This window comes from Dyadobacter frigoris (assembly GCF_005280585.1).
GTDB lineage: Bacteria > Bacteroidota > Bacteroidia > Cytophagales > Spirosomataceae > Dyadobacter > Dyadobacter frigoris.
Genome location: NZ_SZVO01000021.1, coordinates 116,604 through 124,588 on the forward strand (window position 1 = coordinate 116,604; position 7,985 = coordinate 124,588).

The following is a 7,985-nucleotide window of genomic DNA, read 5'->3' on the forward strand; positions in this document are numbered from 1 at the left end:
GTTAAACACAGGTTACTGGTCAATCTGCCACGGAATCATGTGGTCAAGCTGTCCGAATCTTCCAGTTAAGACGGCTAGATACTCAAAAATTAACCCTATTAAAACTTCCACCCTTCACTAAAATTACTTTAAATAACCTACCTTTGAATATTATTTATCATTAGTCTTAATAATAACAATATAACCGTCATTTATCCTATTATTGCTTATGCTTGCAAAATACTCACTCTCATTGATGCTTCTGATCTGCTTTTTGAACCTACAGGCCCAGCAAGTCAAGGTCAGTTTACAGGGAAAAATTAAAACAATTGACAACCACCAGCGGCATTTGTGAGCCTGCTGATCAAACACTCTCAGACCGGCACGCTGACGGATCAAGAAGGGAACTATGTAATCAATAATGTCCCTGCCGGAAAACACATACTTGTTATTAACGCAGTAGGCTTCGAGCAAACTGAAAAAGAAATTGACCTTAAAGAAAACACCAAACTGACTGTTGATGTGATCATCCGCGCCGCAGCGACTGAGCTTCAGGCGGTAGAAGTCACAGGCCGCAAAGAGCAGACCTACAAGAACTCCTATGCTTTTTCGGGCACAAAAACAGAAACGCCATTGCGCTACGTGCCGCAGGCGATCAGTTACGTGACCAAAGAAGTAATGCTGGACCGGCAGGCATTTAAGAATAGCGATGTCGTAAAAAACATCAGCGGCGTTAACCAGTTTTCCTACAACAACAACGATTTCGTGCTTCGCGGGTTTCGCGCAAGCAACACGATGATTAATGGCTTACGTGTAAGCAGCAGCGGATGGAACCAGTCTCTGATTCCACACGTAGAACGCGTCGAGGTAATTAAAGGACCGGCCTCGGCATTATTTGCCAACACTGACCCGGGCGGAACGGTTAACATCGTGACAAAAAAACCATTGGACGAAAATCGAAAATCGATCAATTTTACGACGGGGAGCTACAATACCTACCGGCTGACTTCTGATTTTACCGGACCGATGAATGATTCCAAAACGCTGCTTTACCGGTTGAACTTTGCCTATCAGAATGCAGAATCTTTCCGTGTGCTGCAAGGCGGGCAGGATGTGGTGGTAGCCCCTTCGATATCTTTTATTCCTGACCAAAAGACCCACGTAAATATTGACCTTGTTTTCATGAGCTCAGTTGGAAAGCTGGACCGCGGTCAGCCAATTTTTGGCGCAACCGCCGGAACAAACCTTAACTCCACACCTATTTCCTTCGCGCTGGGCAAAAAAAGTGACTATATCAAGGAACTGAATATGTACTCGACACTATCTTTGGCAAGGAAATTAACAGACTGGCTCTCGTTCAATGCTTCTTACATGAAGTTTATGTACAACGAGGATTTGATGGAGCACCGCACTTCGAATAGCTACGGTGTAGATGCTGACGGGAAGGCCATTCCGACCCTGATGCAGATGCAAACCATCAGAAGACAGACCAGAAACTACACCGATAACGTCAGTGCCTATTTTATCTCTGCATTCAACACAGGCAAAATAGAACATAAACTACTGGTAGGCTTTGACCATATTCTGTTTCACACCGCTCTGGGTAACTCCAATTACAATGCCGGCGGCTTTATCAACGCAGCCGGAAATGGTGTCGTGCTCACTAAAACCGGCACACCTGCTGCTTACGACCCGAAAAACAAAGCATTGTATCTGATCAAGGATAACATGCCGGTGCCCAATGTACCCTTTTTCAACCTTGAAAATCCGGATTACAACATCACTGACATTTCAAGATATTACAACATCAGCTCAGCAGTCACGCCTTCGAAATATTATGCAGACGGCGTTTACATTCAAGAGCAGTTCAAATTTGGAAAGTGGAACGGTCTGTTAGGCTTACGTATGGAACACTATACAGATATGCTTGATTACACGCTAAAAACCGAAAAAAAAGTAAAGCAAAAAGCCTTAATCCCAAGAGTCGGCCTGGTTTATACGCCGCTGCAGTGGGTGAGTTTATACGGAACTTATACCGAAGGATACCAGCCCCAATCTGCCGGCACAATCGGGGCTCCTGAAATTTACGGTGGCCCGTTTGATCCATTGATCAGCAACATGATTGAGGGAGGCGCCAAAATGGAATACTTTAAAAAAAGGCTCGCTGTGAACCTTGCCATTTATCGCATTGAACAAAACAATGTACTTGTAAATGCAGGAGCTGCCGACAATCTGAACCTGCTTCGCCAGATCGGGCAGCAGCGTGCAACCGGACTGGAACTGGATGCTTACGGGCAGATAACCCCAGAACTCAGTCTTACGGCCAACATCGCTTTCAATAAAGCAGAAATCACCAAAAGTACCAATGAAGCAGAAGTTGGAAAAATATTCCCGAATGCACCGCGCACCCAAGGCGGTTTCTGGGCAAAATACAAGTTTACTCAAAAGGCGCTATCCGGTCTGGCTTTTGGTTTAGGCAGCAATTTCGTAACAGAAAGAACTACCAACGACACCAAAAACAACCTAACGCTTCCAGGGTACACTTTATTGGACGCTGCGGTTTACTATAATGTCGACAAGTTCCGGCTCTCGTTCAATCTGAACAACGTGTCAAATACGACGCACTGGGTGGGAGGTTTTGATTACAACCGGCTGTTTCCCGGCACTCCACGCAATTTTTTGATTGGTATTGGCTACTCATTTTAGGTAATCCTGATTTATTCACTCAACCTTTTGATCTTATGAAAAAACTGTCTGCGGTAATCCATTTATGGCTTGGTATGGTATCGGGATTAATTGTCTTTATCGTTTCAATCAGCGGATGCATCTTTGTTTTTGAACAGGAAATTTTCGATCTCAATCATTCTGAGCTGGTTTACTCGGAAGGATCGTCTGGTAAAGTAAAACCCTTGTCCGAACTGCTGGTTACCGCCCAGACTGCCCTGAGCAAAACTATGCCCGTCAGCGACGTTGAGATTTTCAGTGAGCCCGACCGTTCCTATATTTTTACCGCATCCAAAACCGACAAGAAGGCAAAAAATACCTGGAATTATTTTCAGCAGGTCAAGTACTACCAGGAAGTTTACATTAACCCGTATACTGGCGCTTGCCTTGGAGTTGTAGACCGTAAATATGAGTTTTTCAATATAGTCCGCCGAATTCACCAGAATTTACTGCTTTCCTATGAGATTGGGAGCCTGATTGTCGGCAGCTCATGCCTGATGTTTTTGGCACTTCTGATCACAGGTTTTGTGCTTTGGATACCGAAAACAAAAAATGGCTGGAAACAAAGATTCACGATCAAATGGAACGCAAAATGGCGGCGTCTGAATTACGATACTCATAATGTGGGCGGCTTTTATGTACTCGCCCCTGCAATGATCATCGTGATAACCGGACTTGTCTGGTCGTTTGACTGGTGGGAAAACGGGATTTACACCCTGCTTGGCTCAAAGCAGCGTCCGACGTTCAACATCGAGCAGCCTAAGCTAGCAAAGCTGTCAAAACCAGCCGAAAATTTACTTGACAAGGTGTTTCATACTGCTTCCAGCAAGAAACTTCCCTTTGAGAGACTGGCCATTTCTTTGCCTGAAAAAAGCACAAATCCTTACAGGGTATTTATGGGATTGAGCAGAGGTGCCGGGTGGTCTTCATCCAACTATTATTACTATCACGGCATGTCTGGACAGCAGTATGGACAATTACTTCAGGAAGATAAATCATTGGGTCAGAAATGGCGCAATACCAATTATGATATCCACACCGGCGGAGTATACGGCAAGCTCACCAAAATACTAGCCTTTCTGGCGAGCTTGTTTTGTGCGACCCTACCTGTGACAGGGTATTTCATATGGCTGGGTAAAAGAAAAAAAAGTCAAAAAACCATGACCAAAGTGCCCCGTCAGGCAAATAGCAATGAAATGAGGAAAAAGCCGCAGCTTATTAATTCAAAAACCGTGCAAGACAGCTAATTCAGTGGTACTTATCATACCCCGTGGAGGTTGCCTCCAAGCAGGTTTTAGCCTTCTCATTCTTGCCGGGCTTGACCAAGTTATTGATGATTCTTTTGACTTAAATAAACAGATACAAGCCAAAGAAAATATTTGTTTTCTTGATGAACTTCAAAATCTTTGCAGTGATCAACTTGAAGACTGCCAGGTCCGGCTTTCTAAAGTGATCTGTCGCAATCAGGTTATCAATACCATTGAGGCTGATTAGAATTTCACGATTTTTCGTACGAAAGTCTCAGCATTTTCCGTGGTTACTTCGATGTAATAAGTACCTGCTGCAGCCGGCATTTCAATTTCAAGCGGACCGGTAATGTTCTTGTAGTCAGCCGACTTGACTGCCTGTCCGAGGGAATTTGCTATTTTTACAGACGCATTGTTGATAGGTTGGCCGACCATTTCCAGGTATACGTGCCGGCCAGCCAGCGGATTTGGGTACATTTTCGCGGTCAACGCCACCCCATTTGTTACTTTGACACTCCGTAGCCTGGAGTAGGTAAAGCTCTGATCGGTATCAATGATTTTCAAGCGGAAATAGTACATACCTGGCGCCAGATCTGTGACAACTGTCTGATAATGATGATCAGTACTGGTTGTGCCACTTCCCTTGATAAACCCAATCTTTTGGTAAGTATTATCCGTACGGAGTATCTCAAGCTCGAAGCCTTCGTTGTTGAGCTCCGATGCGGTGCTCCATCGCAGCAATACATTGTTCTCTCCCTGCAAAGAAGCGGTAAAGCTGATGAGTGTAACGGGCAATACGCTTTGTGGTGCCTCAAAAGCACCCATATCTATACTGGAACCTACCAGACGGGGATTGCCTGCGATGTCTTTGTCTGCACTGATACTGCCGGAGTAAGGTGCATACAGGGCGTCACTCCCTGCATTCAGGGCAACGCTGCCCGCTTTGAGCGTATAGTCTCCAAGGCCGGGATTGGTAAAAATCTGACCAGGTGTATACTTTGAAGCGTCAATGTTGTTTGAGAAACGCTGGCCGTCCATCAGGCTGTAGCTCGCCTCCACGGTAGCATCATATTCAAGGCCAACCGCATTTTCGCCCGAACCAATAATAATGCTGTTGTGAATGCGTACTGAACCATCTACCAGGTGTAGTTCGCTGCCGCCACTCGCTGCCACATTGCCACTGATCGTCGAATTATTAAGCCAGGGGCCGGAAAACGAACAAAATATTCCGCCTCCGTCGCCTGAGGAATTGTTTCCGCTGATAAACAAGTTGTTAAGTACGGATTGAGAACTGTTATCAGCCATACCACCTCCATGAGAGACAGCATAATTGTTATTCAGGATCAAATTGTAAAGGATCGGATAGGAATTAGAATTCGTCATTCCTCCTCCCAAAATAGCGCTGTTATCCTTAATGATCAGGTTGGCAGCACTTGAACCCGAATAGACATTGGCCATGCCACCTCCAATGCCAGAACTGACATTTCGTCCGTTCACAATGATCGAGCTGGCAAGATTGGCATTACCACCGGTTATTGTGAAGCCGTTCAGCTCCGCCGAGCCTTCATCTGCTACGGAAACAACTACATGATAAGCGTTCTCTGTGTTTCCTGAAAAACTCAGTGTGGCACCAGAGCCGGTTACAACATCATCTCCATTGAAATCTCCGCTTAATATGCTCATGTTGGCCGCTAATGTTAAGTCCCTTTGGTCCAGCGTGGTTTCAGTACCTGCAAAGCCACCGTAGACCATTATATAGCTAACCAGCGAAAAGGTATTGTTTCTTCCGTCGGGATTACCAAAGTTATTGTCCGCCGGACTGTACAACGGTTTAAAAACACCACCTGCCACCCAAATTTGTGTAATGGCCTTATTTGTTTTTGCGGCGACCAGCACATCCGCGAGTTCAGCAGATGCATTTGCCCAGCTGCCGCCTTTAGCATTACCTGCGCCATGCTGTCTTACGTAAACAATCCCATTGGCATCAGGTAAAACGATTACATATGGGCTTTCGTAAGCCCCTAAATCTACCGAGCCTTTTATTCGCTGGTTTCCAGCCAGATCGGTTTTTATGGCCGAAAGGTCTGGTGATTGCCCCGCTGCATAAAAAGCATTGCTGCCCGCATGTATGGCGGGGCTCCCAGCTGTGAGCGTATAATCGCCAGCGAGTTGATAAAAAGCATTACTGGAAACACTGGTAAAAATACTGTTGGCATCTCCGGCGTAAATCACCATGTTGGCTCCCGCAGGGTTATCCTGGACCAAACTATTTTTATATACAGGCGCCAAGTCAAGATTTTTGACGCCATTGTCGACATTATTGCCCGTCCTGTTATTATAGATGATGCTGTTGTTGATTTTTGGGGAAGAAAGACTATTAAACATCCCGCCGCCTGGTCCGTCGGACAAATTATCTACAATGGTCACATTCGTCAGCACAGGGGACGAGGAAGAAAAGTTAAACATCCCGCCGCCATAATATGCTATGTTGGTACTGATGATTACATTGGTAAGTATCGGGGAAGAGGAGGCATCATTAAACATTCCACTGCCGTAATTTGCCTTATTGGCACTGATGATTACATTGGTAAGTCTTGGCGACGAGGCGGCAGTAGACATGCCACCGCCATAGTCAACCATTACTTTCCTTCCGTTTATGATATTATATGCACCGTAACTAAATTGACCTTGGTTGTAATAAAAATCAAAGGCACGCCCCCCGCTGATGGTAAAACCGTTCAACTCGGCCGTGCCTACATTCCCTGCAGAGATGACAACGTGGTAGACGTCGCCGGCCGATATGGAATTGTCGTTATCTATATCGCCGCTTAAAGTGCATTTGTTGACGGCCAGGCTTAAGTTGCGTTCTGCCAGGGTGTTTTCATTGCCCGCGAACCCGCCGTAGATTTTCAAATTATTTACCATCAGAAATGCATTGTTTTTGCGATAGCTGGCAATCGTGTTGTTGGTGCCAAAATCAAGATCTATTGCGCTGTAAATAGGTTTATAAATACCACCTGCCACCCATATCTGCAAAATAGCACTATTGCTTTTGGCGGCAACCAAGGCATCGGCAAGCTCGCCTGCGGCATCGGCCCAGCTGCTGCCGTTGCCTGCTGAACCTTTTTTAACATACACGATGCCGTTTGCAGGCGTAATTTGAGCGATGATCTGCTGCGAAAAAACGATTGCAAATAGCATTCCGATAACCCGAAATTTTTTCATTGGTAACGTTGAGTTGAAATTGTGAAAGTATCCCTGGTGTATGTATAAATCCCAGGTTGGGGAAGAAGGAATTTCCGGGGCAACAGACCTTTGCCTTTGCTGGCAGAAGCTGCGTCAAGCCTCAAAATTTTATCATGAAAAAATGCCTTAGGCAAGTTTTCACACTGTAGAGCGGGACGGGAAGAAGAAATTCCTGAAAAGAATATGCCGGATGCGGCAAGACGTGTCCCTGGACCCACAAAATGGGCAAGTCCTTTTAAAAGAGATCATGTTATCGCTAATTTAGAGGGTAATTAACCGAAAGGTACAAAAATACAGACAGGTTCATGTCTAAACGTGTCTATAATTTTAGCGGGAGCAAACTCTGACTTAACGTAGGTCAACCTTAATTAGATGGAGGGTCTGTATCACAATCAGCCAGATACCCACAAAGAACCAACATTATTATATCGCTTAAATCGTGAAAACATCGACTCACTTCCCGATAATCATTAACCTCTCCAAAAAAATCTATTGAATTAGGCATTTAGCCAATAATCATTTTATAGGGGTGTGGCGGGGCCGAAATCATCCTTTTCATTAGGTTTTCAAATATGCCTTCTTTCATTTTATGCCGGTTGAAACGATATGTATATTCGTTGATATACGACTGCAAATAATGAACGGAATGATGAACTCCTCGCAGCCAGGCTTTAAACATCATAATGCTACGATGTAGTTGCGGGAAATTCTTCCCTTTTTTCTCTGACTTTTCTCTCAGTAGTTTAGGGAATTCTTTTTCCAATCCCTTGTATCCCGTCCAGCCATCTG

At 45.0% G+C, this 7,985-nt stretch carries 4 protein-coding genes; 2 read left to right on the top strand and 2 right to left on the bottom strand.

The features are described from left to right. Positions 1–330: 330 nt before the first annotated feature. Positions 331–2,685, top strand: a complete 2,355-nt coding sequence (locus FDK13_RS31085; protein ID WP_137343912.1) for a TonB-dependent receptor — start codon at positions 331–333, stop codon at positions 2,683–2,685. 35 nt (positions 2,686–2,720) lie between these two features. Continuing rightward, positions 2,721–3,950 carry a PepSY-associated TM helix domain-containing protein gene (locus tag FDK13_RS31090; protein WP_137343913.1) on the top strand — a complete coding sequence of 410 codons (1,230 nt, stop codon included), beginning with the start codon at positions 2,721–2,723 and terminating at the stop codon, positions 3,948–3,950. Positions 3,951–4,193: 243 nt separating this feature from the next. On the opposite strand, the gene FDK13_RS31095 is transcribed toward FDK13_RS31090, so the two are convergent. Both FDK13_RS31095 and FDK13_RS31100 read right to left on the bottom strand, forming a co-directional pair. Then, positions 4,194–7,175, bottom strand: a complete 2,982-nt coding sequence (locus FDK13_RS31095; RefSeq protein WP_137343914.1) for a T9SS type A sorting domain-containing protein — start codon at positions 7,173–7,175, stop codon at positions 4,194–4,196. A gap of 526 nt (positions 7,176–7,701) precedes the next feature. After that, the coding region (locus FDK13_RS31100) for a transposase (RefSeq protein ID WP_137343169.1) at positions 7,702–7,985 on the bottom strand (284 nt) is incomplete at its 5' end.

Excerpts from the sequence above, each read along its gene's own strand:
- FDK13_RS31090 (WP_137343913.1), top strand. The coding sequence starts at position 2,721 with ATGAAAAAACTGTCTGCGGTAATCCATTTATGGCTTGGTATGGTATCG.
- FDK13_RS31095 (WP_137343914.1), bottom strand. The coding sequence starts at position 7,175 with ATGAAAAAATTTCGGGTTATCGGAATGCTATTTGCAATCGTTTTTTCG.